The 25,622-nt window shown below is 74.1% G+C and carries 26 protein-coding genes; 12 read left to right on the forward strand and 14 right to left on the reverse strand.

Annotated elements, in window-relative coordinates; all coding sequences use genetic code 11:
• Nucleotides 1-8 precede the first annotated feature (8 nt).
• Nucleotides 9-455 carry an Lrp/AsnC family transcriptional regulator gene (locus AB0O53_RS31655; RefSeq protein WP_350990732.1) on the forward strand — a complete coding sequence of 149 codons (447 nt, stop codon included), beginning with the start codon at nt 9-11 and terminating at the stop codon, nt 453-455.
• Here the strand turns inward: AB0O53_RS31655 and AB0O53_RS31660 are convergent.
• The 3 genes from AB0O53_RS31660 to AB0O53_RS31670 all read right to left on the reverse strand — a co-directional run bounded on the left by AB0O53_RS31660 (nt 445) and on the right by AB0O53_RS31670 (nt 5,334).
• Entirely contained in the window at nt 445-3,456 is a 3,012-nt protein-coding gene (locus AB0O53_RS31660; RefSeq protein WP_365200182.1) for an AAA family ATPase, read from the reverse strand. The two genes, AB0O53_RS31655 and AB0O53_RS31660, sit on opposite strands and share 11 nt — an antisense overlap.
• Nucleotides 3,453-4,622 carry an exonuclease SbcCD subunit D gene (locus tag AB0O53_RS31665; protein WP_350990728.1) on the reverse strand — a complete coding sequence of 390 codons (1,170 nt, stop codon included), beginning with the start codon at nt 4,620-4,622 and terminating at the stop codon, nt 3,453-3,455. Before AB0O53_RS31665 ends, AB0O53_RS31660 begins: the two co-directional genes overlap by 4 nt.
• Nucleotides 4,623-4,707: 85 nt before the next feature.
• Nucleotides 4,708-5,334, reverse strand: coding sequence for a YigZ family protein (locus AB0O53_RS31670; protein WP_350990726.1), 627 nt, complete (start codon nt 5,332-5,334; stop codon nt 4,708-4,710).
• A 177-nt stretch (nt 5,335-5,511) separates the two neighbouring features.
• Between AB0O53_RS31670 and AB0O53_RS31675 the strand changes: the two genes are divergently transcribed.
• Nucleotides 5,512-5,916 (forward strand): CoA-binding protein, encoded by a 405-nt coding sequence (locus AB0O53_RS31675; protein ID WP_365200187.1) that lies wholly within the window; start codon nt 5,512-5,514, stop codon nt 5,914-5,916.
• Here AB0O53_RS31675 and AB0O53_RS31680 read toward each other — a convergent pair.
• The gene (locus tag AB0O53_RS31680; RefSeq protein ID WP_365200266.1) at nt 5,913-6,542 is read right to left on the reverse strand and encodes a helix-turn-helix domain-containing protein; all 630 of its coding nucleotides are present in this window, start codon (nt 6,540-6,542) and stop codon (nt 5,913-5,915) included. The genes AB0O53_RS31675 and AB0O53_RS31680 overlap by 4 nt on opposite strands.
• 107 nt (nt 6,543-6,649) lie before the next feature.
• On the opposite strand from AB0O53_RS31680, the gene AB0O53_RS31685 reads away from it, so the two are divergent.
• Complete coding sequence (locus AB0O53_RS31685) at nt 6,650-7,516, forward strand: EamA family transporter (RefSeq protein WP_365200190.1); 867 nt, start codon at nt 6,650-6,652, stop codon at nt 7,514-7,516.
• Nucleotides 7,517-7,563: 47 nt separating this feature from the next.
• Here AB0O53_RS31685 and AB0O53_RS31690 read toward each other — a convergent pair whose 3' ends face one another.
• Nucleotides 7,564-8,382 carry an acyltransferase gene (locus tag AB0O53_RS31690; RefSeq protein ID WP_365200193.1) on the reverse strand — a complete coding sequence of 273 codons (819 nt, stop codon included), beginning with the start codon at nt 8,380-8,382 and terminating at the stop codon, nt 7,564-7,566.
• Between the two features lie 153 nt (nt 8,383-8,535).
• On the opposite strand from AB0O53_RS31690, the gene AB0O53_RS31695 reads away from it, so the two are divergent.
• Complete coding sequence (locus AB0O53_RS31695) at nt 8,536-9,081, forward strand: gamma carbonic anhydrase family protein (protein WP_350990718.1); 546 nt, start codon at nt 8,536-8,538, stop codon at nt 9,079-9,081.
• A 114-nt stretch (nt 9,082-9,195) separates the two neighbouring features.
• Here AB0O53_RS31695 and AB0O53_RS31700 read toward each other — a convergent pair whose 3' ends face one another.
• The 4 genes from AB0O53_RS31700 to AB0O53_RS31715 all read right to left on the reverse strand — a co-directional run bounded on the left by AB0O53_RS31700 (nt 9,196) and on the right by AB0O53_RS31715 (nt 13,336).
• Nucleotides 9,196-9,879, reverse strand: a complete 684-nt coding sequence (locus AB0O53_RS31700) for a DedA family protein (protein WP_350990716.1) — start codon at nt 9,877-9,879, stop codon at nt 9,196-9,198.
• A gap of 58 nt (nt 9,880-9,937) precedes the next feature.
• Nucleotides 9,938-12,475 (reverse strand): glycoside hydrolase family 3 C-terminal domain-containing protein, encoded by a 2,538-nt coding sequence (locus AB0O53_RS31705; RefSeq protein WP_365200198.1) that lies wholly within the window; start codon nt 12,473-12,475, stop codon nt 9,938-9,940.
• Between the two features lie 115 nt (nt 12,476-12,590).
• Nucleotides 12,591-12,791 carry a type II toxin-antitoxin system VapB family antitoxin gene (locus AB0O53_RS31710; RefSeq protein ID WP_350991425.1) on the reverse strand — a complete coding sequence of 67 codons (201 nt, stop codon included), beginning with the start codon at nt 12,789-12,791 and terminating at the stop codon, nt 12,591-12,593.
• Nucleotides 12,792-12,883: 92 nt separating this feature from the next.
• A complete protein-coding gene (locus AB0O53_RS31715; protein WP_173429180.1) occupies nt 12,884-13,336 on the reverse strand; it encodes a DUF4442 domain-containing protein in 453 nt (150 codons plus the stop codon).
• Between the two features lie 96 nt (nt 13,337-13,432).
• Here AB0O53_RS31715 and AB0O53_RS31720 point away from each other — a divergent pair, with 96 nt between their 5' ends.
• Complete coding sequence (locus tag AB0O53_RS31720; RefSeq protein WP_365200201.1) at nt 13,433-14,470, forward strand: DUF8017 domain-containing protein; 1,038 nt, start codon at nt 13,433-13,435, stop codon at nt 14,468-14,470.
• Between the two features lie 76 nt (nt 14,471-14,546).
• Nucleotides 14,547-15,908 carry an MFS transporter gene (locus tag AB0O53_RS31725; RefSeq protein WP_365200204.1) on the forward strand — a complete coding sequence of 454 codons (1,362 nt, stop codon included), beginning with the start codon at nt 14,547-14,549 and terminating at the stop codon, nt 15,906-15,908.
• Here AB0O53_RS31725 and AB0O53_RS31730 read toward each other — a convergent pair.
• The 4 genes from AB0O53_RS31730 to AB0O53_RS31745 all read right to left on the reverse strand — a co-directional run bounded on the left by AB0O53_RS31730 (nt 15,895) and on the right by AB0O53_RS31745 (nt 19,920).
• Nucleotides 15,895-16,686, reverse strand: coding sequence for a spermidine synthase (locus AB0O53_RS31730; RefSeq protein WP_365200270.1), 792 nt, complete (start codon nt 16,684-16,686; stop codon nt 15,895-15,897). The genes AB0O53_RS31725 and AB0O53_RS31730 overlap by 14 nt on opposite strands.
• Nucleotides 16,687-16,786: 100 nt before the next feature.
• On the reverse strand, nt 16,787-17,692 hold the full coding sequence (locus tag AB0O53_RS31735; protein WP_365200207.1) for a patatin-like phospholipase family protein: 906 nt from the start codon (nt 17,690-17,692) through the stop codon (nt 16,787-16,789).
• 66 nt (nt 17,693-17,758) lie between these two features.
• Nucleotides 17,759-18,940 carry an elongation factor Tu gene (tuf, locus tag AB0O53_RS31740; protein WP_350990705.1) on the reverse strand — a complete coding sequence of 394 codons (1,182 nt, stop codon included), beginning with the start codon at nt 18,938-18,940 and terminating at the stop codon, nt 17,759-17,761.
• Nucleotides 18,941-19,203: 263 nt separating this feature from the next.
• A complete protein-coding gene (locus tag AB0O53_RS31745; protein ID WP_350990703.1) occupies nt 19,204-19,920 on the reverse strand; it encodes a DNA alkylation repair protein in 717 nt (238 codons plus the stop codon).
• A gap of 49 nt (nt 19,921-19,969) precedes the next feature.
• Between AB0O53_RS31745 and AB0O53_RS31750 the strand changes: the two genes are divergently transcribed.
• The 5 genes from AB0O53_RS31750 (at nt 19,970) to lnt (ending at nt 24,106) form a co-directional block, all read left to right on the forward strand.
• Nucleotides 19,970-20,698, forward strand: coding sequence for a TVP38/TMEM64 family protein (locus AB0O53_RS31750; protein ID WP_365200211.1), 729 nt, complete (start codon nt 19,970-19,972; stop codon nt 20,696-20,698).
• A 48-nt stretch (nt 20,699-20,746) separates the two neighbouring features.
• Nucleotides 20,747-21,625 carry an undecaprenyl-diphosphate phosphatase gene (locus AB0O53_RS31755; RefSeq protein WP_350990699.1) on the forward strand — a complete coding sequence of 293 codons (879 nt, stop codon included), beginning with the start codon at nt 20,747-20,749 and terminating at the stop codon, nt 21,623-21,625.
• Between the two features lie 112 nt (nt 21,626-21,737).
• Nucleotides 21,738-21,914, forward strand: a complete 177-nt coding sequence (locus AB0O53_RS31760) for a DUF8839 family protein (RefSeq protein WP_106967693.1) — start codon at nt 21,738-21,740, stop codon at nt 21,912-21,914.
• Between the two features lie 69 nt (nt 21,915-21,983).
• Nucleotides 21,984-22,451, forward strand: a complete 468-nt coding sequence (locus AB0O53_RS31765; RefSeq protein ID WP_350990697.1) for a nuclear transport factor 2 family protein — start codon at nt 21,984-21,986, stop codon at nt 22,449-22,451.
• An 80-nt stretch (nt 22,452-22,531) separates the two neighbouring features.
• On the forward strand, nt 22,532-24,106 hold the full coding sequence (lnt, locus tag AB0O53_RS31770) for an apolipoprotein N-acyltransferase (RefSeq protein WP_365200215.1): 1,575 nt from the start codon (nt 22,532-22,534) through the stop codon (nt 24,104-24,106).
• On the opposite strand, the gene AB0O53_RS31775 is transcribed toward lnt, so the two are convergent.
• On the reverse strand, nt 24,042-24,956 hold the full coding sequence (locus AB0O53_RS31775; protein WP_350991421.1) for a Gfo/Idh/MocA family protein: 915 nt from the start codon (nt 24,954-24,956) through the stop codon (nt 24,042-24,044). The genes lnt and AB0O53_RS31775 overlap by 65 nt on opposite strands.
• A gap of 94 nt (nt 24,957-25,050) precedes the next feature.
• On the opposite strand from AB0O53_RS31775, the gene AB0O53_RS31780 reads away from it, so the two are divergent.
• The gene (locus AB0O53_RS31780; RefSeq protein ID WP_350990693.1) at nt 25,051-25,575 is read left to right on the forward strand and encodes a DinB family protein; all 525 of its coding nucleotides are present in this window, start codon (nt 25,051-25,053) and stop codon (nt 25,573-25,575) included.
• Nucleotides 25,576-25,622: the final 47 nt, after the last annotated feature.

Below are 25,622 nucleotides of genomic sequence, written 5' to 3' on the forward strand. Positions count from 1 at the left end.
CCTGCCCCATGACCGACTATTCCCCTGATGCCACCGACTGGCGGATCCTCGAAGCGCTCCAGCGGGACGGCCGCGCCAGTTTCACCGACCTCGCCCGCTCCGTGTCGATGTCCGCGAGCGCCGTCACCGAGCGGGTCCGCCGGCTGGAGGAGGCCGGCGTGATCACCGGCTACACGGCCGTGGTCGACCCCGAGAAGCTCGGCAAGTCGATCCTGGCGCTGGTGCGGCTGCGCTATCCGCACGGCAACTACAAGCCGTTCCACGACTTCCTGGAGGCCACCCCGGAGATCCTGGAGGCCCACCACGTCACGGGCGACGACTGCTTCGTCCTCAAGGTCGCGACCCGCTCGATGGGACACCTGGAGGAGGTCACCGGCCGGATCGCGGGACTCGGCTCGGTGACGACCAGCGTCGTCTACTCCTCGCCGCTGCCCCGCCGCCCGCTCAGTCCGTGAGGGCGGCCGTGCGGTGGCGCACCACCGAGCCGCCGCGCTGCTTGACGATCTCCAACTGGGCCTGGACGCGGGTCCGCAGATCGGCGACGTGGCTGACGATGCCGACGCTGCGGTCCCGCTCCCGCAGGGAGTCCAGCACGTCGAGCACCTCGTCCAGCGCCTGGTCGTCGAGGCTGCCGAAGCCCTCGTCGATGAAGAGGGTGTCCAGGCGCGTGCCGCCCGCCTCGTCGGTGACCACGTCGGCGAGGCCCAGCGCGAGGGCGAGCGAGGCGAAGAAGGTCTCGCCGCCGGACAGGGTGGCGGTGTCCCGCTCACTGCCGGTCCACGCGTCGACCACGTGCAGCCCGAGGCCGGAGCGGCCCCGTCCGCCCGCTCGCGCGTCGGAGTGGACCAGGGTGTAGCGGCCGCCCGACATCCGCAGCAGCCGTACCGTCGCGGCGGCGGCCACCTGCTCCAGCCGGGCGGCCAGTACGTAGGCCTCCAGACGCATCCTGCGCTCGTTGTCGGCGGAGGTGCCCGCGGTCAGTCCGGCCAGCCGGGCCACGCGGTCGTAGGCCTCGCGCAGCGGGCCGAGCGCGCGCAGTTCCTGCTCCATCTGCCGGGAGAGCCGGTCCAGCTCGGTGCAGCGGACACGGGCCGCGTCGCAGGCGGAACCCGCCGTACGGAGCTTCGCCGCGGCCCGTACCGCGTACGCCTCGGCCGCGTCCGGTGCGGCCGGAGGCAGCGCCGCCGCCTCGGCGGTGCCGCTCTCGCCGAGGCGGTCGGCGAGGAGGGCCTCCTCCGTCTGCCAGGCGTCGATCCGGTGCTGGAGCGCGGTGCGTTCGTACTCGGGGAGGACGGCGTCGGCGGCGGCCTCGATGGTGTCGAAGCCGGCCTTGAAGGCGGCGTCGGCGAGCTGGTCGTCGGCCTCCTTCAGCCGGGCGGCGGCCGTCTCGGCCCGGCGCAGGCAGGCCGCGGCCCCGGCGACGATGCGGACCCGGTCCTCCAGGGTCCGGGCCCGGGCCGCGACGGTGGGCGCGTCGCGGCGCACGAGGGCGAGTTCGGCCTCCAGCGAGGCCTGTTCCCGGTCCAGGGCCTCGCGGCGGGAGGCCCTGGCGGCGGCCCGGGTCTCGGCGTCGAGCCGGTCGGCGCTTCGCGCGGAGTGCTCCCGTTCGGCCCGGGCGAGCCGCTCGCGGGCGGCGTGCAGGCCTGCGGCGTCCGTGTGGGCGGCGGCATGGCGGGTGCTCAGGTCCGCGGTCAGGGCCAGGAGTTCGGCGGTGGTGGCGTCGCCGGCGGCGGACGCGGCCTCGGCCCGGGCCTCCCGGGCGGCGGCGAGGCGGCGCTCGACGGCGGCACGGGCCTGCTCGGCCTCTTCGAAGGCGGCGTGGGCGGCGTCCTCGGCGGCCCGGTCCACATGGCCGGGAGCGGGGCGGGCCGGAGCGGGGTGCTCCGCGGATCCGCACACGGTGCAGGCCTCTCCGGCCACCAGTGCCTCGGCGAGCTCGGCGGCGATTCCGCGCAGCCGTGCCTCCTTGAGCTCCAGCCAGCTCTCGCGCGCGGCGGCCGACTCCTCGCGCAGGTCGAGCAGTTCGCCCTCGGCGCGTTCGGCGTCGGCGGCGAACTCGTCCCGCCGGCGGGCGGCGCTCAGGTTCATCCGGGCCGGCTCCAGCCGGCCCGCGAGCTGCTCGGCCAGGGTGGCGGCCTGTTGGGCGGCGTCCGCCCGCTCCTGGAGCGCGGTGCGGGTCTCCTCCCAGCGCTCCAGCCACTCGGCGGACTCCTGGTGCTGTTCCTCGGCGGCCCGGGACTCCCGTTCCAGGTCGGCCCGTTCGCGGCCGATCTCGGCGCTGCGCTGCTCGGTGCGGTGGGCGGCGCCGAGCGCGCCCAGCTCCTCGCGCAGCCGCTGCTCGACGGTGGCCAGTTGCTCGGCGCCGGCCTCGCGCAGCGGGGGCGGCAGTTCCGACCGTGCCGCGGTCTCGGCGTGGGCGGCGGCGAGGTGCGCGGAGGAGGCCGCGCCGCGCAGCTCCAGGGCGGGGGCCACCAGGGCGCCCCGCCGGGCCCCGTCCAGCAGGCCGCGCACGCGCTCGCGCTCGGGCTCCGCCTCGGCGAGCAGGGCGGCCCGGCGGGTGGTCTCCGCGTGCCGGCGCTGGAGCCGGTCGAGTTCGCGCGCGTCCTCGGCGGCCCGCCGGGCGGCGGCGTGCCGGCTCTCGACGGCGGCCAGCGCGTACTCGGCGACGTCGAACCGTTCCCGGGCCGAGCTGCGGGCGACGGCCGCCCAGGCGCGGACCGCCCCGGCCAGCCCGGGATCCCCCGGCTGGTGTCCGGGCAGCGGCCAGGCCCGCAGGTCGGCGCTGTCCCCGGCGGCCTGGGCGAGCCGCTGGGCGGTGTGCAGCACCTTCTCGTCGCCGGCCCGGACCCGGGCCTCGGCGGCCCGGCGGCGCTCCCCGAGCAGGGTCTCGACGGCGGCGAACCGGCGGGTGTCGAAGAGCCGGCCGAGGAGCCGGCCGCGGGCCGCCTCGTCGGCGCGCAGGAAGCGGGCGAACTCCCCCTGCGGCAGCAGCACGACCTGGCAGAACTGCTCGCGGCTCATGCCGAGCAGCTGCTCGATCTCCTCGCCGATCTCCTGGTGGGAGCGGCTGAGCGCCTCCCAGCCCTCGCCGGTGTGCTCGCGCAGCCAGCTCTGCGCCTTGTCCTTGGTGGTTCCCGTGCCCCGCTTCTTCGGACGCTCCTGTTCGGGGCGGCGGGTGATCTCCAGGCGTCGGCCGCCCGCGGTGAGTTCGAGGGTGACCTCGGTGGGCGTGCCCGCGGCGGCGTGGTCGCTGCGCAGGCTGGTGCCGGGGGCCTGGCGGGCGCCGGGCACGGAGCCGTAGAGGGCGTAGCAGACGGCGTCGAGCACGGAGGTCTTGCCCGCGCCCGTGGGTCCGTGCAGCAGGAAGATCCCGGCGCCGGAGAGGGCGTCGAAGTCGACTTCCTGGGGGGCGGCGAAGGGGCCGAAGGCGGTGACGGCCAGCCGGTGCAGCCTCATCGGTGGGTCTCCCGGCGGCTGTCGTCGGCGCGTACGTCGTCGAAGGCGCCCTGGAGGACGGCCCGTTCGGCCTCGTCGGGGTGGCCGCCGCCGCGTACGTGGGCGACGAAGTCCTCGGCGATCTGCTGGTCGGTGCGGCCGCGCAGCCGCTGGGCGTAGGAGGCTCCTGCCTCCTCGCGGCGGCCCTCGGGGTCGAAGGCCAGGGTGAGGGTGTGCGGGAAGCGGGCGGCGAGGCGGGCCATGGGGTCCTCGGGGCGGACCGGGTCGGTGAGGGTGGCCTCCACCCAAGCGTCCTCGTGCACGGCGTGCGCGGGGTCGTCGAGGAGGTCGTCGATGCGTCCGCGCAGCCGGGCGAGGGCGCGCGGCACGGGGGTGTCGATGCGCTCGGCGGCGGCGATCTCGCCCCGGGCGCCGAGCTCGACCAGCCACATGGTCTTACGGTGGTCGGCCTCGGAGAAGGAGTAGGCGAGCGGGGAACCGGAGTAGCGGACCCGTTCGTCGATCGTCTGGCAGCCGTGGAGGTGGCCGAGGGCGGCGTAGTCCACCCCGTCGAAGACGGAGGCGGGCACGGCCTCCACTCCGCCGACGCTGATGTCGCGCTCGCTGTCGCTGGCCTGGCCGCCGGTGACGAAGGCGTGCGCCAGGACGACGGAGCGGGTGCCGGGCGGGCGGGTGGCGAGGTCGGCCCGGATCCGTTCCATGGCCGCGCCCAGGACCGCCTCGTGGCTGACCTTCCGCGCGGCGAACTCGTCCTTGACCAGGGCCGGCTCCAGGTACGGCAGCCCGTAGAACGCCACGTCACCGTGTACGTCGGCCAGTACGACGGGATCGGCGCAGCCGGCCGGGTCGGTCCGCAGGTGGATCCCGGCGCGGCCGATCAGCCCGGCCCCGACCCCGAGCCGGCGCGCGGAGTCGTGGTTGCCGGAGATCATGACGGTGGGCACCCCGAGTTCGGCGAGCCGGTGCAGGGCCCGGTCGAACAGCTCGACGGCGGGCAGCGGGGGCACCGCGCGGTCGTAGACGTCGCCGGCGACGAGGACGGCGTCGACCTCGTGCGTGCGGACCGTCTCGACGAGGTGGTCCACGAAGGCGGCCTGGGCACCGAGCAGGTTCACCCGGTGGAAGGCCCGGCCGAGGTGCCAGTCGGAGGTGTGCAGGAACTTCACTCGCCGGCCCCGCCGCCCATGCCGTCTCCCCCTGGTCGTCTCCCGCTCGCTGAACCCCTCTACGCTAACCCGTCCCCGGGGGCGCTCAGGGCGCGTACGTCTCCCCGCCGAGGGTGAGGGCGGCGCTTCCGGCCGTGGTGTCGGCGAGCCAGGCCTCGAAGGCGGGCAGGTCGGCCTCGGGGAGCGCGACCTCGATCTCCACGGCGGCCCCGTAGCGCAGGTCCACCACGGTCCGGCCGGTGGAGCGCAGGTCGTTCTGGGTCTTGCCGGCCCGCTGGTGGTCGACGGTGACGGTGGCCAGCCGGTAGCGCCGCCGGGTGACGGTGCCGAGCTCGTCGAGCGCCTCGCCGACGACGCCGCCGTAGGCGCGGATGAGCCCGCCGGCGCCGAGCTTCACGCCGCCGTAGTAGCGGGTGACGACGGCGACGGCGTAGCGGACGTCCCGGCGCATGAGCATCTGCAGCATGGGTACCCCGGCGGTACCGCCGGGCTCCCCGTCGTCGCTGGCCTTCTGGACGGCGGCGTCGGCGCCGATGACGTAGGCGTAGCAGTTGTGCGAGGCGGTGGGGTGCTCCTTGCGGATGCGCGCGACGAACTCCTGCGCCTCCTGCTCGGTCGCGGCGGGCGCGAGCGAGCACAGGAAGCGCGAGCGGTTGATCTCCGACTCGTGCGCGCCCTCACGGGCCACCGTCACGTACTGGTCTGCCTTCACCGCTCCACCCTAGTCCGTGGCCGCGCCCGCCCCGCCCGCCCGACCAGGGCCGACACCCCTTGCCCGGACCGGCCGCGCGGTGCTCGCCGGGACGGCGGGAATCGGGCGGGCGGGGTTTCGGTTGTTGCGGCTGAGCAGCAGACGACGGCAGGCAGACAGCAGCAGGAGGCGGCACGCATGTACGGCGATCCGGCAACCATTCGCAAGATCCTCACCGAGCTCGGCGACACCTGGGCCGTGGTGGGCCTCTCGAACAACCGGGACCGGGCGGCCTACGGGGTGGCCCGCGTGCTCCAGCAGTACGGCAAGCGCGTGGTCCCCGTGCACCCCAAGGCCGAGACCGTGCACGGCGAGCAGGGTTACGCCTCGCTGGAGGCGATCCCGTTCAAGGTGGACGTGGTCGACGTGTTCGTGAACAGCGAGCTGGCCGGGGCCGTGGCCGACCAGGCGGCCGCCGTCGGGGCCGACGCCGTCTGGTTCCAGCTCGGCGTGATCGACGAGGCCGCCTTCGACCGGACCCGCGAGGCCGGGCTGACGATGGTGATGGACCGCTGCCCGGCGATCGAGATCCCGGCGCTCTAGTCTTCGCGGCTCGCGGCCGTGCCGCCGTGGGCGTGCGCGGTCGCGGGGAGCGGGGCGGACACCGGCGGGACCGACACCGCGAGGGTCATCTCCATCGGTACGGGGCCTTCGTTGCGGTAGGAGTGCGGGAGGTTGGCCTCGAAGGCGGCCGCGGCCCCGGCGGGGACGCGGAACTCCTCCTCGCCGACCACCAGGGTCAGCTCCCCGGCCGTGACGTGCAGCATCTCGATGGTGCCGGAGGGGTGCGGGACGGAGTCCGTGCCCTCCCCCGGCACCAGGTGCCAGGTCCACAGCTCCATGGGCCCGCGCTCGTCGGTGCCGATCAGCATGGTCGTCGAGCTGCCCGCCTCGCTCGACCAGATCCGCACCACCTGTTCCGGCGGGACGACCCGGACCTGCGGGCCGCGCTCGTAGTCCAGGAGTGCGGAGATGCTGACGCCCAGCGCGTCGGCCAGCCGGACCGTGGTGCCCACGCTGGGGTTCGTACGGGCCTGCTCGATCTGGATGATCATCCCGCGGCTCACACCGGCGCGGGCCGCCAGGGAGTCCAGCGTGAAGCCGCGCTCCGCGCGCCACCTCTTGAGGTTCCGGGCGAGTGCCTGGCTGAGCTGTTCGAGATCCGACACCATTCCGTCCAATATCCTGGATGACACGGTCCAACAGGGTGCACTAACGTGTTCCGTATTCGATGCTGCACTGCGGCGTTCACTGCACTGTACTGCGAGGCCCCCCGATGACCGCCCTCTTCGCCCTGGCCACAGCCGTGCTGTGGGGCCTCGCCGACTTCGGCGGCGGCCTGCTGACCCGCAAGATACCGGCGCTCACGGTGGTCGTCGTCTCGCAGGTCGTCGCCGTCGCCGTGCTCGGCGCCGTGGTCATCGGCACCGGCGCCTGGCACGAGGCCGACGCCCGGCTGTGGTTCGCGGTCGCCGCCGGCGTGGTCGGACCGGTCGCCATGCTCAGCTTCTACAAGGCGCTGGCCCTCGGCCCGATGGGCGTGGTCTCGCCGCTCGGATCCCTCGGCGTGGTGGTGCCCGTCGCCGCCGGGCTGATCCTGGGCGAGCGGCCCGGCCCGGGGCAGTTCGCCGGCATCGCCGTGGCCGTCGTCGGCATCGTCCTCGCCGGCGGCCCGGAGCTGCGCGGCGCCCCCGTCCAGCGGCAGGCGGTGGTCCTCACGCTGGTCGCTGCCTTCGGCTTCGGCGCGGTGATGGCCCTGATCGCCCAGGCCTCCACCACCGTCACCGGGCTCTTCCTCGCCCTGTTCGTCCAGCGGGTCACCAACGTCACCGTCGGCGGCGCCGCCCTCTGGGTGCAGTCCCGGCGCGGCGTACCCGCCCTCCCGGAGGGCACCGGCCCGCGGATCCTGTGGACGCTGCTGCCCGCGCTGGCCTTCATCGGCCTGGCGGACGTCGCGGCGAACGGCACGTACTCCGTCGCCGCCCAGAACGGCCCGGTCACCATCGCCGCCGTCCTGTCCTCGCTCTACCCGGTGATCACCGCGCTCGCCGCCTTCGCCGTCCTGAAGGAACGGCTGCGCACCGTCCAGGCAGCGGGTGCGGGCCTGGCCCTCGCGGGAACGGTCCTGCTGGCCGCCGGCTGAGCAGTTCAGCGCTGGCTCCAGCTCCGGCTCCGGCTCCCCGCGGCGTGCTACTTCTCCGCCTCGGCGAGCGCCGCCTCCGCGAGCCCGGCCTCCGCGAGCCCGGCGTCCGCGCGCTCGACCTCGGCCAGTTCGGCCTCGGTGAGCTCGGCCAGCACCCGCAGCTGCTCCGGGGTCGTCCCGTCGGGGATCGGTACGGGCGCCGGGGTACGCAGCGGCGGCTGCCAGCCCTCCTCCGGCGTCCAGCGCCGTACGACGCGCGCCGGCGCTCCCGCGACCACGGCGTGGTCGGGCACCTCGCCCCGTACGACGGCCCCCGCGGCCACGACGACGTTGCGGCCCAGTCGCGCGCCCGGCAGGATCACCGAGCCGGTGCCGAGCCAGCACCCGGGACCGATCTCCACCGGCGCGCTGCGCGGCCACTGCCGCCCGATGGGCTCGTGCGGATCGTCGTAGCTGTGGTTCGTGGACGTGATGTAGACGCCGGGCCCGCAGAAGGTGTTCGACCCGATCGTGATGGGGGCGTCCGCGATGACGTGGCTGTCGCGGCCGATGACCACCCCGTCGCCGAGGACCAGCATCGGTTCCGTGCCCAGGTCGAGGTCCGGCATCATGCCGGCGGTCAGCGTGACCTGTTCGCCGATGATGCAGTGCCCGCCGAGCCGGATCCACCGCTCGCCGAAGACCGTGCCCTGAGGGAAGGCGAGCCGGGTGCCGTCCCCGATCGCGCCGAACCGCAGCCGGCCCGGAGTCTGCGCGGTCACGGCTCCGGCCTGCTGCATCCAGCGCCAGCCGGTGTGGACCACGCGGCTCGCCAGCCTGCGGCGCAGGGCCGCCACAGATGAGAACGTGTTCTGTTTCTTCGGCACCCGGCCACGGTAATGCGCCGGGCCCCGGTCGTCCGGACGACGATCCTGTGATCTTCACCCCATCGCGGTCGCGGTGGGCCGTGTGCCCTACCGTGCTGTTGGCGCGGCACCAGGACGACGGACCACGAACGACGGACGGCAGAGGAAGAGAACATGACGCACCAGGCGGCCCAGGCACTCGTGGCGGGTGTCGGCGGCAAGACCCCGGACATCGACCCCACGGCCTTCACCGCGCCCACATCGGTCGCGGTCGGCGACGTCACCCTCGCCGCCGGCGCCAGCATCTGGTACTCGGCGGTGCTGCGCGCCGACTGCGGCCCGATCACGCTCGGCGCCGACAGCAACGTGCAGGACAACTGCACGCTCCACGTCGACCCCGGCTTCCCCGTGTCGATCGGCGAGCGCGTCTCCATCGGCCACAACGCCGTCGTGCACGGCTGCACGGTGGAGGACGACTGCCTGATCGGCATGGGCGCCACCATCCTGAACGGGGCGGTGATCGGAGCCGGTTCGCTGGTCGCCGCGCAGGCGCTGGTCCCCCAGGGCATGGTCGTCCCGCCCGGCTCCCTGGTCGCGGGCGTCCCCGCGAAGGTGCGGCGCGAGCTGACCGAGGAGGAGCGCGAGCACATCCGCATCAACGCCCTGATGTACGTGGAGCTGGCCAAGCAGCACCGCGCCTCGGTCACCCCCGAGGTCTGACCCGGCCTCCCGCGCGGCCGGGAGCAGCGCCTCGACCGCCCCGGACCGGTTCGACCGACCGCTCCGACCATTCCGACCGCTCCGGTCGGTCCGGCTCCGGTGTCCGCGTCGCCGTCACTCGCCGACGGTGGCGCGGGCGGCCGCCGGCTGCGCGGGGATCTCCGCGTCGGCCGCTCCGGCGGCCCCGGCCGCCTCGGCCGCCTTCTTCATCCGGCTGCGCACCACCAGGGTCACGACGAGTCCGAACGCCACGGCCAGGCCCAGGGCCAGCCAGGAGAACCGCTTCAGCCAGGGCTCCGCGACGATGCCGACCGAGTAGATGACGGCGGTGGTTCCGCCCGCCCAGAGGATCCCGCCGAGGACGTTGGCGACGAGGAACCGCCAGTACGGCATGTGCAGCACGCCCGCGAGCGGACCGGCGAAGATCCGCAGCAGGGCGACGAACCGGCCGAAGAAGACGGCCCACATGCCCCACTTCTCGAAGGAGCGTTCCGCCAGGGCCACCTGCTGGGGCCCGAAGTGCTTGGGGAAGCGCCGGCCGAGCCGCTCCAGCAGCGGCTTGCCGCCCCTGCGTCCGATGGCGTAGCCGATCGAGTCGCCCACGATGGCGCCGGTGATCGCGCAGAGCCCCAGCACGACGGGGTCGATCTCCCCGTGCTGCGAGGCGAGCAGCGCCGAGCTGACCAGGATGATCTCGCCGGGGAGCGGGATGCCGAGGCTCTCCAGGCCGATGACCAGGCCCACCAGGAGATAGATGCTGACCGCCGGAATCGTCTCCAGCCATTCCTGGATGTGCACCGGTGCGTCCTCCCGAATCGTCCCCGGCGCGCCCCCTGTGACACGCCGAACGGGCAGCCTATCGGCTCGCCGGTACGACCTTCGCCCTCAGAGGCAGTTCCCGCGAGGAACGTCCCGCGAACACCTCACGGCGGCCGGTGCCCCGCACCCAGGCGTGCTTCTCCGGATCCCACGACGACAGCGTCCGGGCGTCGATGTCGACGGTGACGCGCTGCGCCGCGCCCGGCGCGAGGGTGATCCGCCGGTAGCCGGCCAGTGCGCGCACCGGCTGGTCGAGCCGGAGTTCCTCGGACGGGCCCAGGTACACCTGGGCCACCTCCGTCCCCTTGCGCCGACCGGTGTTGCGGACCGTGAACTCCACGCGCAGTCCGCCGCGCTGCGGACGGACCGTGAGCTTCTCGTACTGCCAGGCCGTGTAGGACAGGCCGTGCCCGAAGGGGAAGAGCGGGGTCGCCCGCTTGGCGTCGTACCAGCGGTGGCCCACGTGGACGCCCTCCGCGTACTCCTGCCGGCCGCCCACCCCCGGGTAGCGCGACGGGTCCGCGCCGACCGGGGTCGTCCGTTCGTCGGCCGGGAAGGTCTGGGTGAGGCGGCCCCCGGGGTCCACGTCGCCGAAGAGCACGTCGGCGGTGGCTCCGGCGCCCTCCTGTCCCGGGTAGTACATCTGCAGGACCGCTCCGGTACGGGAGAGCCACGGCATGGTCGTGGCGGACGGGGTGTTGAGCACGACCGTCGTACGGGGGTTCGCGGCGGCCACCGCCTCGATCAGCCGCTCCTGCCCGCCGGGGAGGGCGAGTGAGGTGCGGTCGCGGCCCTCGGTGGAGTCCTCGTAGGCGAACAGGACCACGCTGCGGGCCGCCTTCGCCGTCCGCACCGCCTCGGCCAGGTCCGCGGCCCGGATCGCCCCCGTGATGTGCCGCAGGCGCAGTCGCTGGCCCTTGTCCCCGCCGGCCGCGGTCACGGCGAGCCGGTGGGTGCCCGCCTTGAGCGCGAGGGTGCGGCGGCGCACGGCCATCCCGTCGGGTGCGGAGCCGAGCAGTCCGCCCGCGTAGTGCTCGGCCGTGCCCTGCCGGACGGGGAACAGCTCCTCCCCGTCGAGGCGTACACCGGGGCGCTTCCCGGTGTAGTGGACCAGGAGGGTCCACTCGTCGTCCGCCGCGAGGCGGAACTCGCCCTCGTACGTCCACGCGCGCCCGGGGCCGACCTCGCGGGCCTCCAGGTCGACGCCCGGGGTCAGCAGCTTCGCCGGGAGCGGCCGCCCGTAGAGGTCCTCGCCGAGGGCGTGCTGCACGGCCCCGCCCTTCCCGGCCCGCCGCCGGATGGCGGTGAGCGGGGCGGCCGCGCCGTCGGGGACCACGTGCGAGCTGCCCCCGCCGCCGGTGAACGGCACCTGGGCGGTGGGCCCGATCACCGCGATCGAGCGGGCCGCGGCCCCGGTCAGCGGCAGGGTGCCGTGCTCGTTGCGCAGGAGCACCGCGCCGGCGGTGGCCACCTTGCGGGCGACCCGGGCCCCGGCCGCGGCATCGCGCGGCGGCCGGGCCGGCTGCCGGGCCGCGAGCAGCCCGAAGCGGTCCATGGTGGCCAGGATCCGGTGCACGGCCTGGTCCACGGCGGCCTCCGGTACGGAGCCGCCGCGCACCGCCTCGCGCAGCGGCTCGCCGAAGTGGGTGCCGCCGGGCATCTCCATGTCGAGGCCGGCGCGGATGGCGGCGACGGTGCTGTGGGCGGCGCCCCAGTCGGAGACCACCCAGCCGTCGAACCCCCAGCCTCCCCTCAGCAGTTCGTCGAGCAGCGGCTTGCTCTCGCAGGCGTGGACGCCGTTGACCTTGTTGTAGGCGCCCATCACGGCGCCCGCGCCGGCGGCCACGGCGGCCTCGAAGCCCCGCAGCTCGGTCTCGCGCAGGGTCTGCTCGCCGACGGTCACGTCGACGGTGTCGCGGCCCTGTTCCTGGTTGTTGAGGGCGAAGTGCTTGACGGTGGCGATGAGCCCCTCGTCCTGGATCCCGCGGACCAGCTCCCCGACCAGGTCGGCGGTCAGGCGCGGGTCCTCGGAGAAGGTCTCGAAGTTCCGGCCGGCGTACGGGGTGCGGATGAGGTTGACCATGGGGGCCAGGACGACGTCCTGGCCGAGGGCCCGGCCCTCGCGGCCGATGACGCGTCCGTACTCGCGGGCCAGCGCCGGGTCGAATGCGGAGGCGAGCAGCACGGGCGCGGGCAGTGCGGTGGCGGGCCGGTCGGTCCGTACCCCGGCGGGCCCGTCGGCCAGGCGCAGGGCCGGGATCCCCAGCCTGGGTACGCCGGGCACGTATCCGGCCTGGCCCCGGGAGGCGGGGTCGGGGGCCCCGTGCAGCAGGGCGGTCTTCTCCTCCAGGGTGAGCCGCTCCAGCAGGGCGTCGATCCGGGCGGCGCCGCCCGTACCCGTTCCGCTGCCGCTCCCGGCGGCGGGTGCGCCCGGTGCGCCGCTCGCGGACGCCCGCCGGGCGGCGCCGGGCGGCGGCACGGTGGGGGCGCAGCCGCCGGCTCCGAGGGAGGCACCCACCGCGCCCGCCGCGGCGATCAGCCTCATCGCCGAACGTCTGGACACGTCCTCGCTCATGGTGCTCCCTGCGGCGTGGGTCGGCGGGAGCGGCCCGCGCCGGACCGCTCCCGGTGCCACTGTGCGCCGCGGGAGCGCGGGCCCGGCCGAGACGCGCCACCGGGGGCGCGCAGGTTCAGCCCTCCGGCAGGGGCGGCAGGCTGTCGGTGCTGCGGCGGGGTTCGTCCTGGCGCTGGACGCGCGCCTCGGTGCGGTGTCCGCGCGCGATGTAGTCCCGTACGACGGCCTCCACCGCGTCCTGCGGGGAGCCCACTCCGGCGAGCACCATCACCTCCACCACGAGCTCGGCGTCGAGGCTGATGTTGACCTTGGCCACGGGTACCCCCTCCATCGTCGTGGCAGGACTCTAGCGCCGGAAGCAGGCGTGCCCGTCGCCCTTGGGGCGACGGGCACGTACCGGGCCGGACGTCACGCGTTGGGGCGCAGGGTCCAGACGACGGTCATTTCGCCGGTGACGGCCTCGTCCTCGCGCTGGATGGCGATGGTGACCGGGAACTCGGGGCGGCCGCCCGCGTCGAGTTCGGCCACGACCTCGGCGGCGGGGCGGCCGAGGGTGGCGGTGGCGGTGACGACGCCCTTGGCGAGCTTCTTGTAGCCGATCTCGGCCTTCACGGCGAGGGGCACGGCTCGGGAGAGCTGGTCGCCGAAGGCGGCCAGGACGATGGCGCCGCTCGCGGACTCGGCGAGGGTGAACATGGCTCCGGCGTGCGGGCCGCCGACGTGGTTGTGGTAGTCGGGCTGGTCGGGAAGCCGGACGACCGCACGCTCGGGGGTGGTCTCCAGGAACTCGAGGTTCAGGGTCCGGGCCATCGGAACGGTCGCGGCGAGCAGTTCGCCCACGTTCATCTGATCTGCGCTCATGAAACGCGATGTTACCCACGAGTAGACAGGATTGGCCAGAGCTCTTCAGGGGGCGGCCGTGGCCCGCCCGCACCGCTCCCACTATCGTTACCGGCCATGTGGCCAGGACAGCAGCAGCCGCCCGGGGGCGAGCAGAACCCCCAGGACGCGCATCAGAACCCGTACGCGCAGCCGCCGGGACAGCCGGCTCAGCCGAACCCGTACCAGCAGCAGCCGGGTTACGGATACCCGCAGCAGCCCGGCTACCCGCAGCAACCGGGCTACCAGCAGCCCCAGGCCGGCCCCGGCCAGCCCTGGGGCCAGCCCCAGCCGCCCCAGGCGCCCCAGCCCTCCGGCGGGAGCCCGTACTCGACGAAGACCGTGGCCATCGTCGCGGCCGCCGCGGTGGTCGTGGCGGCCGCCGCGACCGGCGCGTACGTCCTGACCCGGGACGACAAGAACACCGAGGCCGACGGCAAGCCGGCCACGAGCTCCTCGGCACCGGTGGAGGCGCCCGCCCCGGCCGGCAGCAGCGCCAACCCGCGGGCCGGCGGCGCCATGCAGCCCGTCATCCCGGGCTGGAAGGTCGTCACCAACACCAAGTACAACGTCGCCTACGACGTGCCCCCGGAGTGGAACGTCAACGACCCCGGCGTCTCCCTCTTCTACGACGACGAGGTCAAGAACGACGGCAAGCCGGTCATCACCATGTCCGGCACCGCCACCCTCAAGCAGGAGTGGTGCACGGTCGACAAGGACGCCGACGGCAACCTGGAGAAGTTCTCGATCGCGGACGCCGGCGTCAAGGGGGCCCAGGGCGCCAAGGACACCGCCCAGGCCGCGACCGACAACACCGGCACGTGGGTGTGGGCGGGCTTCGCCCAGAAGGAGCCCAAGGGAACGGTCAAGGTGACCGAGCCCAAGGAGTTCACGACCTCCTCCGGGATCAAGGGCCACATGGTCGTCGCCACCGCGCCGAACGTGAAGAAGGAGCACAAGTGCTCCACCGACGGCAAGGCGGTCGGCTTCGCCTTCAAGAACGCCGCCGGCGACTTCGCCAGCTTCGCCCTGGTCACCGCGGCCGGTGTGAAGGAAGAGGTCCCGACGGACGTCTCCGACAAGATCCTCAGCTCCATCCGGCTCTCCACCGGATGATCTCCGGCTGAAACCGCCCCGCCCCGGACCGGATATCCATTTGGATTTCCCGGCCCGGGGCGGGGATAGTCCGGGGGTGAGTTCTCCCCCCGACGCACCCCACCGCACACCCGCGCCCCTCCCCCGCCGCAGCCGGCCGGAGTGGGCCGGCCGCAACTACACCCTGCTCACGGGTGCGGCGGTGGTCACGAACCTCGGCAGCCACGGCGCGCTCATCGCCTCCGCCTTCGCCGTCCTGGAAGCCGGCGGCTCGGGTGGCGACGTGGGCCTGGTCGCGGCCGCCCGCACCCTGCCGCTCGTCCTCTTCCTGCTCGTCGGCGGGGCCGTGGCCGACCGGCTGCCGCGCCACCGCGTGATGGTCGCCGCCAACGCCCTGAACTGCCTCTCGCAGGCCGTCTTCGCGGTGCTCGTCCTCACCGGCGACCCGCAGCTGTGGCAGATGATGCTGCTGACCGCCCTGTGCGGCACGGGTACGGCCTTCTTCAACCCGGCGGCCGAGGGCATGCTGCTCTCCACCGTCTCCGGCGAGCACGCCAACCGCGCCTTCGCCCTCTTCCGCATGGCCATGAACGGCGCCGGCATCGGCGGTGCGGCCCTCGGCGGGGCGATGATCGCCGCGATGGGCCCGGGCTGGGTACTGGCCGTGGACGCCGCGGCCTTCGCGGTCGCCGGGGCGCTGCGCGCCTTCCTCGACGTCAGCCACACGCCAGGCCGGGCCCCCGGCGGCGGTCTGCTGGCCGACCTGCGGGAGGGCTGGGTGGAGTTCCGCACCCGGCCCTGGCTCTGGAGCATCGTGCTCCAGTTCTCCGTCGTCGTCGCCGTCGTCGGCGCCGCGGAGGCGGTCTACGGTCCGCTGGTCGCCCGGGACCGGCTGGGCGGGCCGGCTCCCTGGGGCCTGGCCCTGGCGCTGTTCGGCGTCGGCACCATCGCGGGGGCCGTCCTGATGATCGCGTGGAAGCCGCGCCGGCTGCTGCTGGTCGGCACGCTGTGCGTGTTCCCGCTGGCGCTGCCGTCGGCCGGACTGGCCGTGCCGCTGCCGGTGTGGGGGCTGTGCGCGGTGATGTTCGTCAGCGGAGCCGCGATCGAGGTCTTCGGCGTGAACTGGATGACGACGATGCACCAGGAGATCCCGGAGGAGAAGTTCTCCCGGGTCTCCGCCTACGACTGGTTCGGCTCCGTCTCGATGCTCCCGCTGGCCACGGCCCTGGCCGGGCCGGTGGAATCGGCCTTCGGCCGCACCGAGGCCCTGTGGGGCTGCGCGACCCTGGTCGTCCTGGTCACCGCCCTGGTCCTGCTGGTCCCGGACGTGCGCCGGATGACGCGCAAGTCGTCCGTCCACAAGACCGGGGGGCCCGTCGCCCCCGGCCCCGCGGCCGCCGAGGCTTCCGCGGACTCCTCGCCGTCCTCGCAGTCCCCGTCCAGCCTCACCCCAGGCTGAAGGCGCCCTCCGGCGGAGCCGGCGAGGGGGCCGCGTCCGCGTCGCCCACGGTGGCCGCGCCCCTGACCAAGCGGGCCAGGCCGTCGCCGTACTCGACCCGCGCGGGAAAGGCGTCGGACGCGCACCGCCGGGCCAGCGCCCCCACGCCCAGCGGGGCGTCGGAGGCCAGCAGCACGGCGTTGCCGAAGCGGCGCCCCCTCAGCACGGACGGCTCGGCGACGAGGGCGACCTCCGCGAAGGCTGCGGCGAAGTTGGCAAGTTGCGTCCGCAGGAAGGCGAAGGGCGCCCCGTCCGCCAGGTTCGCCGCGTACAGCCCGCCGGGCCGCAGCACCCGGGCGGCCTCCCGTGCGTACTCCAGCGAGGTCAGCTGCGCCGGCACCCGCGAGCCGCCGAACACGTCGGCCACCACCACGTCCGCGCTGTCCGCGGGCGCCGCCTCCAGCCAGGCCCGGGCGTCGGCGGTGTGCACCGTGATCCCGGCCCCTTCCGGCAGCGGCAGGTGCTCGGCGACCAGCTCGACCAGGCCCGCGTCGAACTCCACCACCGACTGCCGGGATCCGGCCCGGGTGGCCGCGGCGTAGCGGGGCAGGGTGAGCGCGCCGCCGCCCAGGTGCAGGAGGTCCAGCGGGAACCCCGGCTCCGCCGCGCAGTCCAGGACGTGCGCGAGGCGGCGTACGTACTCGAACTCCAGGTGCTGCGGATCGTCCAGGTCCACATAGGACTGCGGGGCCCCGTCGACGGTCAGCAGCCAGGCCCGTTCCCCGTCGACGTCCGGCATCAGTTTGGCGGTGCCCTGGCCCACGTCCCGTATCACCGGGATCCGTTCGTCGCTCACCGCTCCATTGTCCGGCAGGCCCCGGCACACCGGAACGGGGGCCTCAGGACGTCCGGTCCGGGCCCCGGTCCGTCCCGCCCGACCAGACGGCGGCCGCCTCGGCGGCGTGGTCCGCGGCCTGCGCCAGGCCGGCGCGGGCCGCCGGGTCCCGCCGGGCCGGGTCCAGGACGTTGCGCCCGAAGGCCTTGCGGGCCGCGGCCGACGGGGTGATGAGCAGGACCTTCGCGCCCGCCTCGCGCAGCCGGGCCGCCTGCGCGGCCGGTGCGGGGACGAGCCCGGAGCCGAGGGCGATCGGGGCGATGATCACCACGCGTGCGCAGCCGGCGGCGAGGTCGGCGTTGGTGGCGGAGCGGATGCCTCCGTCGATGAAGCGCCGCCCGCCGACCGTCACCGGGGGCCACACCCCCGGGACCGCACAGCTCGCCGCGACGGCGTCGATCAGCCCGCTGCCGCTCTCCCGGTCGAAGGCCTTCAGCTCACCGCTGAGCGCGTCGACCGCGGTGACCAGGAGCCGCCGCTCGGGCCACTCGTCGCGGACCAGCCGGGCCGCCAGCACCTTGCGGCGTTCCGCCTCGGGGCCGGTGTCCGCGGCCAGGGCCATCGCCCCCACCCGCCGGCGGTAGGCGGCAGCGTCCCTGCGCGAGCGCACCATCGCCAGCGCGTACCGGGCGAGGACGCCCGCGCCCAGCTTCGCGGCGATCTCCCCGGTGGCATCGCCCAGCTGGCGCTCGTACAGCTCCTGCGCACTGAACCGTCCCGAGGTGAGCTGGGCGCCGACCACGGAGCCCGCCGAGGTGCCCACCACCAGGTCCGCGGTGGTGAGGTCCACGCCCGCGCGGGCGAGCCCGTAGAGGATCCCGCACTCCCATCCGACGCCGGTCAGTCCGCCGCCGCCGAGCACCAGTGCCGTGTCGCCGCCCATCCCGTCCGCCCCCTCCGCCGTGCGCATGCCTGTGGTGACGGCAGTCTGGCGCAGCCTTCCTGCCGCCACCACAGCGGGGTCCGGTCGGGCGGGTCAGCCCAGGACGGCCGTCACCGTCCCGGCGCCGACGGTCCGTCCGCCCTCACGGATCGCGAAGCCGAGCCCCGCCTCCAGCGGGACGTCCCGTCCGAGCTCGACGGTCATGGCGACCGTCTCGCCGGGCCGGGCGAGGCCCGCGAGGCCGAGGTCCACGTCCCCCACCACGTCGGCGGTGCGGATGTAGAACTGCGGCCGGTATCCGCTGGCGACCGGTGTCGTACGGCCGCCCTCGCGCCCGGAGAGCACGTACACCTGCGCGCTGAAGCGGCGCTTGGGCGTCACGCTGCCGGGGGCGGCCACCACGTACCCGCGGCGCACGCCGTCGCGGGGCACCCCGCGCAGCAGCAGCGCGACGTTGTCGCCGGCCTCGGCGGACTCCATCGGCTTTCCGAAGGTCTCCAGGCCGGTGACGACCGTCTCCAGCGGCTCGCCGTCGCCGCCCAGGAGGGCGACGCGGTCGCCGAGGCGTACGCGGCCCCGCTCGACGGCGCCGGTCACCACCGTCCCGCGGCCGGTGATGGTCAGCACGTTCTCCACGGGCAGCAGGAACGGCGCGTCCGTGTACCGCACGGGGGTCGGCACGTACGTGTCCACCGCGTCCAGCAGCGCCTCGATCGCCCCCGTCCAGCGGGGGTCGCCCTCCAGCGCCCCGAGCCCGGAGACCCGTACGACGGGCGCAGCGTCACCGCCGTACCCGTGCGCGGTGAGCAGTTCGCGGACCTCCAGCTCGACCAGGTCGGTCAGCTCGGGGTCCCCCGCGTCGGCCTTGTTGAGCGCGACGACGATGTGGTCCACGCCGACCTGGCGGGCCAGCAGCACGTGCTCCGCCGTCTGTGGCATGACCCCGTCGAGCGCGGAGACGACGAGGATCGCCCCGTCGAGCTGCGCCGCTCCCGTGACCATGTTCTTGATGTAGTCCGCGTGACCGGGCATGTCGACGTGGGCGTAGTGGCGGGTGTCGGTCTCGTACTCGACGTGCGTGAGGTTGATGGTGATGCCCCGCCGGGCCTCCTCGGGGGCCCGGTCGATGCGGTCGAAGGGCACGAAGGACGCGCCCCCGCGCTCGGCGAGGACCTTGGTGATGGCGGCGGTGAGGGTGGTCTTGCCGTGGTCGACGTGACCCATGGTGCCGATGTTGAGGTGCGGCTTGGTCCGCACGAAGGCCGTCTTGGCCATGATCTCTTCCCGTTGCTCGAAGCGTGGACGGGACCCCTGAACCGAGCCGACCCTCCCCCTGCGGGGTCCGCCGGACGATCCGGGAAGGGTCAGCTTCGTGCGCCGTCGAATGCGGCGAAGACGGGTGCGTCCGCGAATTCGGCAGCCTTCGGCGCGTCCGCGACTGCGGACGGCGCTGCGGGGAAGGCGTACCGGGACATGTCCCCGATCCTGCCGGACCGGTCCGCGTCCGTCGAATGATTTACCGGTGAACCGGCTGGGGCTCAGAGGTTCTTGAGCGCTTCGCGCACGGACAGCGGGGACAGGGCGGCGCGTTCGGCGTCGACGAAGGCGCGCACCGCGTCCGGGTCGGTCTTCGCGTACTCGCGCAGGGCCCAGCCGATCGCCTTGCGGAGGAAGAAGTCCGGGTGGCCGGCCCGGCGGCGGCAGTAGGTGAAGAGCCGGCCGGTGTCGGTGGCGTCCTTGTAGCGGAGCTGGTGGAGCAGGGCCGTGCGGGCGAGCCACAGGTCCTCGGCGTCGATCCACGCGTCCATGACGGGGGCGAGGCCGGGGTCCGCGGCCACCAGCGGGCCGACCGTGTGCGCGGCGAGCAGGTCGACGGTGTCCCACCAGGGGACGGTGGTGATCAGGTGCCGGGCGACCGGCAGCAGCCCGGAGGAGCACGTGCCGACGTGGCGGCGCAGGTAGTCCACCGCGAAGTAGTGGTACTCCCGCTCGGGGAGCCGCCAGCAGCGCAGCGCGAGCGCCGCGACGTCCGCCTCGGACGGCCGGGGAGTGTTCTTGGTCACTGTCCTGGACAGCTCGCGGCGCAGCGGTGCGGGGATGCCGAGGAAGGGTGCGGCGTGCTTCATGTACGCGGTCATGGCCTCGGCCCGCACGGGATCGGCCGCGGGCGCGTACGTCCGGGTCAGCCGATCCAGCAGGGTGTCCGCGAGGGTGCTGCGGGGAACCGCGGGGGGTCGCCCGTCGTTCGACAGCATGAGGCCCAGATTACGGCGCAATGCCGCATGGCTGGGCTAGTCTCCCGGGATGTCCCTCCTCCTCGCGCCGTGGACCCGGCTGGCGCTGCTCGTCGTGCTGCTCGCCGCGGCAGGCGTGTGCGTGCTGGTCTTCGAGCCCCAGCGGATCCTCTCGGAGGGCTGGCCCCCGGGTCTCCCGGTCGGCGCGGCCGTGCTGTTGTTCGCAGCCGTGTACGGCGTGTGCTCGGCGGCGTTCGTGCCGCGCCCCCTGCTCAACCTGGCCGCGGGAGCCGTCTTCGGCACGCAGTTCGGCCTCGTCGCGGCGGTCGGGGGCACCGTGCTGGGGGCCGGGATCGCCTTCGGGCTCGGCCGGGTGATGGGCCAGGAGGCTTTGCGTCCGTTCCTGCGCGGACGCTGGCTGGAAGCGGCCGACGGACAGCTCAGCCGGCACGGGTTCCGCTCGATGCTGGCGGTGCGGCTCTTCCCCGGGGTGCCCTTCGTCGTGGCCAACTACTGCGCGGCGGTGTCCCGCTGCGGCTGGGCTCCGTTCCTGCTCGCGACGGCGCTCGGCGTGGTCCCGAACACCACGGCGTACGTGATCGCGGGAGCCAGCGCGTCCTCCCCCGGATCGCCCGCGTTCCTCATCTCGTTCGGCTTCATCGTGGTCTCCGTGGTGGGCGCGGGGATCGTCGGCTGGCGCAAAAGGCACCGCCTGGCACCCCCTCGAACCGGCGGTCCGGTGTATGAACTGACCCCCCAGCACCCCCCAGTGGTCAGCGGCGCTCCGCACGGGCCCTAGCATCGGACCCGAACTGCCCGACGATCACAAGGACGAGCGCACCCCGACATGAGCTGGTTCGAATCCCTAATCCTCGGTCTCGTCCAGGGGCTTACGGAGTTCCTCCCGATCTCCTCCAGCGCCCACCTGCGGCTGACCGCGGCATTCGCCGGCTGGCACGACCCAGGAGCGGCCTTCACGGCCATCACCCAGATCGGCACCGAGGCCGCCGTTCTGATCTACTTCCGCAAGGACATCGCGCGGATCGTCTCCACCTGGTTCCGGTCCCTGTACACCAAGGCCCTGCGCTCCGAACAGGACGCCAAGATGGGCTGGCTGGTGATCGTCGGCTCGCTCCCGATCGGCATCCTCGGCCTCGTCTTCAAGGACGCGATCGTCGGCCCGGCCCGCGACCTGCGGCTGACGGCCACGACCCTGATCGTGATGGGCATCGTGCTGGGTGTCGCCGACCGGCTGGCCGCGCGGGACGAGGAGGGCGGCCGGCACCGGGCGATCCGCGAGCGCAAGACGCTCCGGCAGCTGGGCGTCAAGGACGGTCTGATCTTCGGTTTCTGCCAGGCGATGGCTCTGATCCCGGGCGTCTCCCGCTCCGGTGCGACGATCTCCGGCGGTCTGCTCCTGGGCTTCACCCGCGAGGCCGCCGCCCGCTACTCCTTCCTCCTCGCCATCCCGGCCGTGCTGGCCTCGGGCGCCTTCGAGATCAAGGACGTGATGGAGGACCCGGGCCACATCTCCTGGGGTCCGACGGTCTTCGCGACGGTCATCGCCTTCTTCGTGGGCTACGCCGTGATCGCGTGGTTCATGAAGTTCATCACCACCAAGAGCTTCATGCCCTTCGTGATCTACCGGATCCTGCTCGGCATCGTGCTGTTCGCGCTGATCGGCATGGGCGTGCTGAGCCCGCACGCCGGCGAGTCCGGCTCGTGAGCGCCGGATTCCACCACTTCGCGTGAATCGGAGGCCGCCCGGGAACGTTCCCGGGCGGCCTCCGCGTCGTTGTTCACGAAGAGAACGGAAGGCAAGCAGCAGGGGGTGTCCCATGGGACGAGTGGTACTGGAGCGTTTTCCGGCCGGAAGTCCGCGGGGGAGCTGGCCCGCCGAGGAGTATGCGGCGCAGCGGATGCGCGAGGGCGTACCGGCGGAAGTGGTCATGGATCTCGCGAGCGACGCGTTCCTCGTCGTGGTCAGGCAGCGGGAGGCACGTTCCGGTCACTGACGGGCCGCGCGGAGATCCGGTCGGCGCACGCCCCTTGGCCTCGCGGCCGCGCAGCCCCACACTGACCCGATGACTCAGCGTGTGGATCTCGCGACGGTAATGGACCGGCTGGCGATCGACGACGTGGTCACGGGCTACGCGGTGGCCGTCGACGACGGCGACTGGGTCGCCTACCGGGCCCTGTTCACCGCCGGCGGGCGGGCCGACTACAGCTCGGCGGGCGGGATCGAGGGGCCGGTGGCGGAGGTCGCCGAGTGGCTGGCGCAGACCATGGAGCTCTTCCCCGTGCGCCAGCACCTGATCGTCAACCGGCTGATCCGGCTGGAGGACGTCGCCGGAGCGCCCGGCGACGTCGCCGAGGTCCGCGCGGACTTCCTCAATCCGATGCGTCTGGAGGGACCGGAGGCCGACGGCTCGGTCACCTCCCCCAATTTCGTGGCCGCGGGCCGCTACACCTTCGCCCTGGCCCGCACCCCGGACGGCTGGCGGCTCACCCGCGTCACCGTGCACGAGAAGTGGCGGCACATGACCGCGTGAGCGCGTCCGCCCGGACCCCGTTCGCCCGGCCCGGAGGGCGGTTCCGCCCTCCACTGCCACACTGGAAGCGGAGGCGCGCCATGATCCCGAAGCACGACGGGTGGTCCCGCCGCTGGCGCGCGCCCGCCGCGGTCGCCGCCGGGGCACTGCCCGCCCTCGCGTTCCCCGCCCCCGCGCTGTGGTGGTTCGCCTACGTGGCCCTCGTGCCCTGGATGCTGCTGCTGAGGTCGGCCCCCCGCGGGCGGCGGGCGGCCCTGGAGGGCTGGCTCGGCGGCGCCGGGTTCATCCTGGCGGTCCACCACTGGCTGCTTCCGAGCCTGCACGTGTTCCTGATCCCGGTGGCGGCTCTGCTGGGGGTGCTGTGGATCCCCTGGGCGCTGCTGGTGCGGGAACTGCTCGGCGGCCGGCCCCCGGCGGGCCGGGCGGCCTGCGCGATGGTCCTCGTACCGGCGGGGTGGCTGCTGTCGGAGCTGGTCCGCTCCTGGCAGGGGCTGGGCGGGCCGTGGGGGCTGCTGGGGGCGAGCCAGTGGCAGGTCCCGGCGGCGCTCCGGCTGGCATCGGTGGGCGGGGTGTGGCTGGTCAGTCTGCTGCTGGTGGCGGTGAACTGCGCCGTGGTGCTGCTGGTCGCCGTGCCCGGGGCGCGGGTGCCGGCGGTGGCCGGGCTCACGGGCTGCGCGCTGCTGACCGGCACGGTGTGGGTCTGGGCGGTGCGGCCGACGGAGTCGGGCGGGCTGCGGGTGGCCGTCGTACAGCCGGGGCCGGTGCCCGACGGCCCCGACAGCGCGGAGCGGCGGTTCGCGGCCGGTGAGCGGCTGACCCGGCCGTTGGCCGGGCAGCGGGTCGACCTGGTGGTGTGGGGCGAGAGCAGCGTGGGCGAGGACCTGTCGGCCCGTCCGGACCTGGCCCGCCGGCTGGCGGCGCTGTCCGCGGAGGTCGGGGCCCCGCTGCTGGTGAACGTGGACGCGCGGCGGGCGGACCGCCCGGGGATCTACAAGAGCGCGGTGCTGGTCGGGCCTGGCGGACCGACGGGTGACCGCTACGACAAGATGCGCTTGGTTCCCTTCGGGGAGTACGTGCCGGCCCGGGCGCTGCTAGGCTGGGCGACCTCGGTCGGCCGCGCGGCCGGCGAGGACCGGATGCAGGGGGACGCCCCGGTGGTCATGGACCTGCCGGGACGACGCGCCGCGGACCCGGTCGTCCGGCTCGGCCCGCTGGTCTGCTTCGAGTCCGCGTTCCCCGACATGAGCCGGCGCCTCACCCGTGACGGGGCCTCCCTGCTGATCGCCCAGTCGGCGACCTCCACCTTCCAGGAGAGCTGGGCGCCGGCGCAGCACGCCTCCCTGGCGGCCCTGCGGGCGGCCGAGAACGGCCGCCCGATGGTGCACGCGACCCTGACCGGGATCAGTGTCGTGAACGGCCCGTCGGGCGAGCGCATCGGCTCCGCACTGCCCACGTCGGCCCGGACCGCCGAGGTGTACGAGGTGCCGCTGGCCCGGGGCTCGACCCTCTACGTCCGCTTCGGGGACTGGCCGGTGACCGCGGCCCTCGGCGCCCTGGCCTTCTCCTGCGGAGCGGTGGGCGCCCGGGCGCTCAGGAGGCCTTCGCCGCCTGCTCCAGAGCCGAGTTCACCACCAGCTCGCACAGCTCGTGGGTGAGCAGCGCGTCGCGCGCGCCGAGGGTCCGGCCCTCCGCGACCGCCTGCAGGAAGTGGTCCACGACCTGTTCGATGCCGCGCTGACGGGCGACGGACACCCAGTCGCCGCGGCGGCGCACGGTGGGCTGGCCCTTGTGGTCGATCACCTCGGCGAGGTTGACGACCTGCCGCTTGGTGTCCGTCCCGGAGACCTCCAGGACCTCCTCGTTCGATCCGGACAGGCGGTTCATGATGCCGAGCGCGCTGAATCCGGCGCCGGAGAGGTGCAGCACCACCTGGCACATCAGGCCGTCGCGCAGCACCGCCCGTACGTCGGTGTGTTCGACCTCGCCGGGCAGCAGGAAGCGCAGGGTGTCGACGACGTGGATGAAGTCGTCGAGCACCAGGGTGCGCGGGTCCTCGGGCAGGCCGACCCGGTTCTTCTGCAGGACGATCAGGTCGCGCGGGTGGTCGGCGCACTGTGCGTACCCGGGCGCGAAGCGGCGGTTGAAGCCGACGGCGAGCGAGACCCCGCGTTCCTCGGCCAGTTCCACGAGGCGCCGTGACGCCGCCAACTCGTAGGCGAGGGGCTTGTCCACGTACGTCGGCACCCCGGCCTCCAGCAGCCGGGAGACGATTTCGGGGTGGGCACCGGTCGGCGCGTGCACGAAGGCCGCGTCGAGGCCTTCGGCGAGGAGGGAGTCGAGATCGGTGTGCCGGTGCGCGGCGGGGATCCGGTGGGTCGCGCCGACGCGTTCGAGGGTCTCGGGGGTGCGGGTCTGCAGGTGCAGTTCGATGTCCGCGCGGGTGGTGAGGACGGGCAGGTACGCCTTCTGCGCGATGTCGCCGAGTCCGATGCAGCCGACCTTCACCGGGGCCTCCAAGTTCGGTCCTTGTGGGATCTTGGCAGCTTAATCGCTGTTAATCCCCTGGTGACCGGGGACCGGTTCGCTCAGGATGGGCCCCATGACCACCAGTTCAGGATCACACCGCACCGAACCGTCCACCACCGCCGCCGAACGCGAGATGCTCGACGGCTGGCTCGACTACCACCGCGCCACCCTCATGTGGAAGTGCGAGGGACTGCAGGACGAGGAGCTGCGCAGGACCGCGCTCGCGCCTTCCGAGCTGAGCCTCCTGGGGCTCGTACGGCACATGGCGGAGGTGGAGCGGTACTGGTTCCGGCAGATCATGCTGGGCGAGGAAGTGCCCGATCTGTACGTCACGGACGAGGACCGGGACGGCGACTTCCACCTCACCGACGCGGCCACCTGGGCCGAGACCGAGCCGGTGTGGCGGGCGGAGGTCGAACTGGCCCGGAAGGCCGCCGCGGGCCGGTCGCTGGACCTGGTGTCGAAGGCCGAGAGCCACCGCCGCGGCGAGGTGTTCAGCCTGCGCTGGGTCTACACCCACATGATCGAGGAGTACGCGCGCCACAACGGCCACGCGGACCTGCTGCGCGAGCAGATAGACGGCGCCACCGGCGAGTGAGCCGGCGGGCGGCCCCGGGTGCCCGCGCTCGGCCGGTCACCCGGCCG

It is taken from the genome of Streptomyces erythrochromogenes (assembly GCF_040684695.1).
Taxonomy (GTDB): Bacteria; Actinomycetota; Actinomycetes; order Streptomycetales; family Streptomycetaceae; genus Streptomyces; species Streptomyces erythrochromogenes_C.

Coding starts and splice junctions, on each gene's coding strand:
- AB0O53_RS31695 (WP_350990718.1), top strand. CDS start 8,536: ATGACGCACCAGGCGGCCCAGGCACTCGTGGCGGGTGTCGGCGGCAAG.
- AB0O53_RS31780 (WP_350990693.1), top strand. CDS start 25,051: ATGACCACCAGTTCAGGATCACACCGCACCGAACCGTCCACCACCGCC.
- AB0O53_RS31755 (WP_350990699.1), top strand. CDS start 20,747: ATGAGCTGGTTCGAATCCCTAATCCTCGGTCTCGTCCAGGGGCTTACG.
- AB0O53_RS31675 (WP_365200187.1), top strand. CDS start 5,512: ATGTACGGCGATCCGGCAACCATTCGCAAGATCCTCACCGAGCTCGGC.
- AB0O53_RS31705 (WP_365200198.1), bottom strand. CDS start 12,475: ATGAGCGAGGACGTGTCCAGACGTTCGGCGATGAGGCTGATCGCCGCG.
- AB0O53_RS31685 (WP_365200190.1), top strand. CDS start 6,650: ATGACCGCCCTCTTCGCCCTGGCCACAGCCGTGCTGTGGGGCCTCGCC.
- AB0O53_RS31765 (WP_350990697.1), top strand. CDS start 21,984: ATGACTCAGCGTGTGGATCTCGCGACGGTAATGGACCGGCTGGCGATC.
- AB0O53_RS31750 (WP_365200211.1), top strand. CDS start 19,970: ATGTCCCTCCTCCTCGCGCCGTGGACCCGGCTGGCGCTGCTCGTCGTG.
- AB0O53_RS31720 (WP_365200201.1), top strand. CDS start 13,433: ATGTGGCCAGGACAGCAGCAGCCGCCCGGGGGCGAGCAGAACCCCCAG.
- AB0O53_RS31735 (WP_365200207.1), bottom strand. CDS start 17,692: ATGCGCACGGCGGAGGGGGCGGACGGGATGGGCGGCGACACGGCACTG.
- tuf (WP_350990705.1), bottom strand. CDS start 18,940: ATGGCCAAGACGGCCTTCGTGCGGACCAAGCCGCACCTCAACATCGGC.
- AB0O53_RS31730 (WP_365200270.1), bottom strand. CDS start 16,686: ATGCCGGACGTCGACGGGGAACGGGCCTGGCTGCTGACCGTCGACGGG.
- AB0O53_RS31760 (WP_106967693.1), top strand. CDS start 21,738: ATGGGACGAGTGGTACTGGAGCGTTTTCCGGCCGGAAGTCCGCGGGGG.
- AB0O53_RS31715 (WP_173429180.1), bottom strand. CDS start 13,336: ATGAGCGCAGATCAGATGAACGTGGGCGAACTGCTCGCCGCGACCGTT.
- AB0O53_RS31745 (WP_350990703.1), bottom strand. CDS start 19,920: ATGCTGTCGAACGACGGGCGACCCCCCGCGGTTCCCCGCAGCACCCTC.
- AB0O53_RS31660 (WP_365200182.1), bottom strand. CDS start 3,456: ATGAGGCTGCACCGGCTGGCCGTCACCGCCTTCGGCCCCTTCGCCGCC.
- lnt (WP_365200215.1), top strand. CDS start 22,532: ATGATCCCGAAGCACGACGGGTGGTCCCGCCGCTGGCGCGCGCCCGCC.
- AB0O53_RS31655 (WP_350990732.1), top strand. CDS start 9: ATGACCGACTATTCCCCTGATGCCACCGACTGGCGGATCCTCGAAGCG.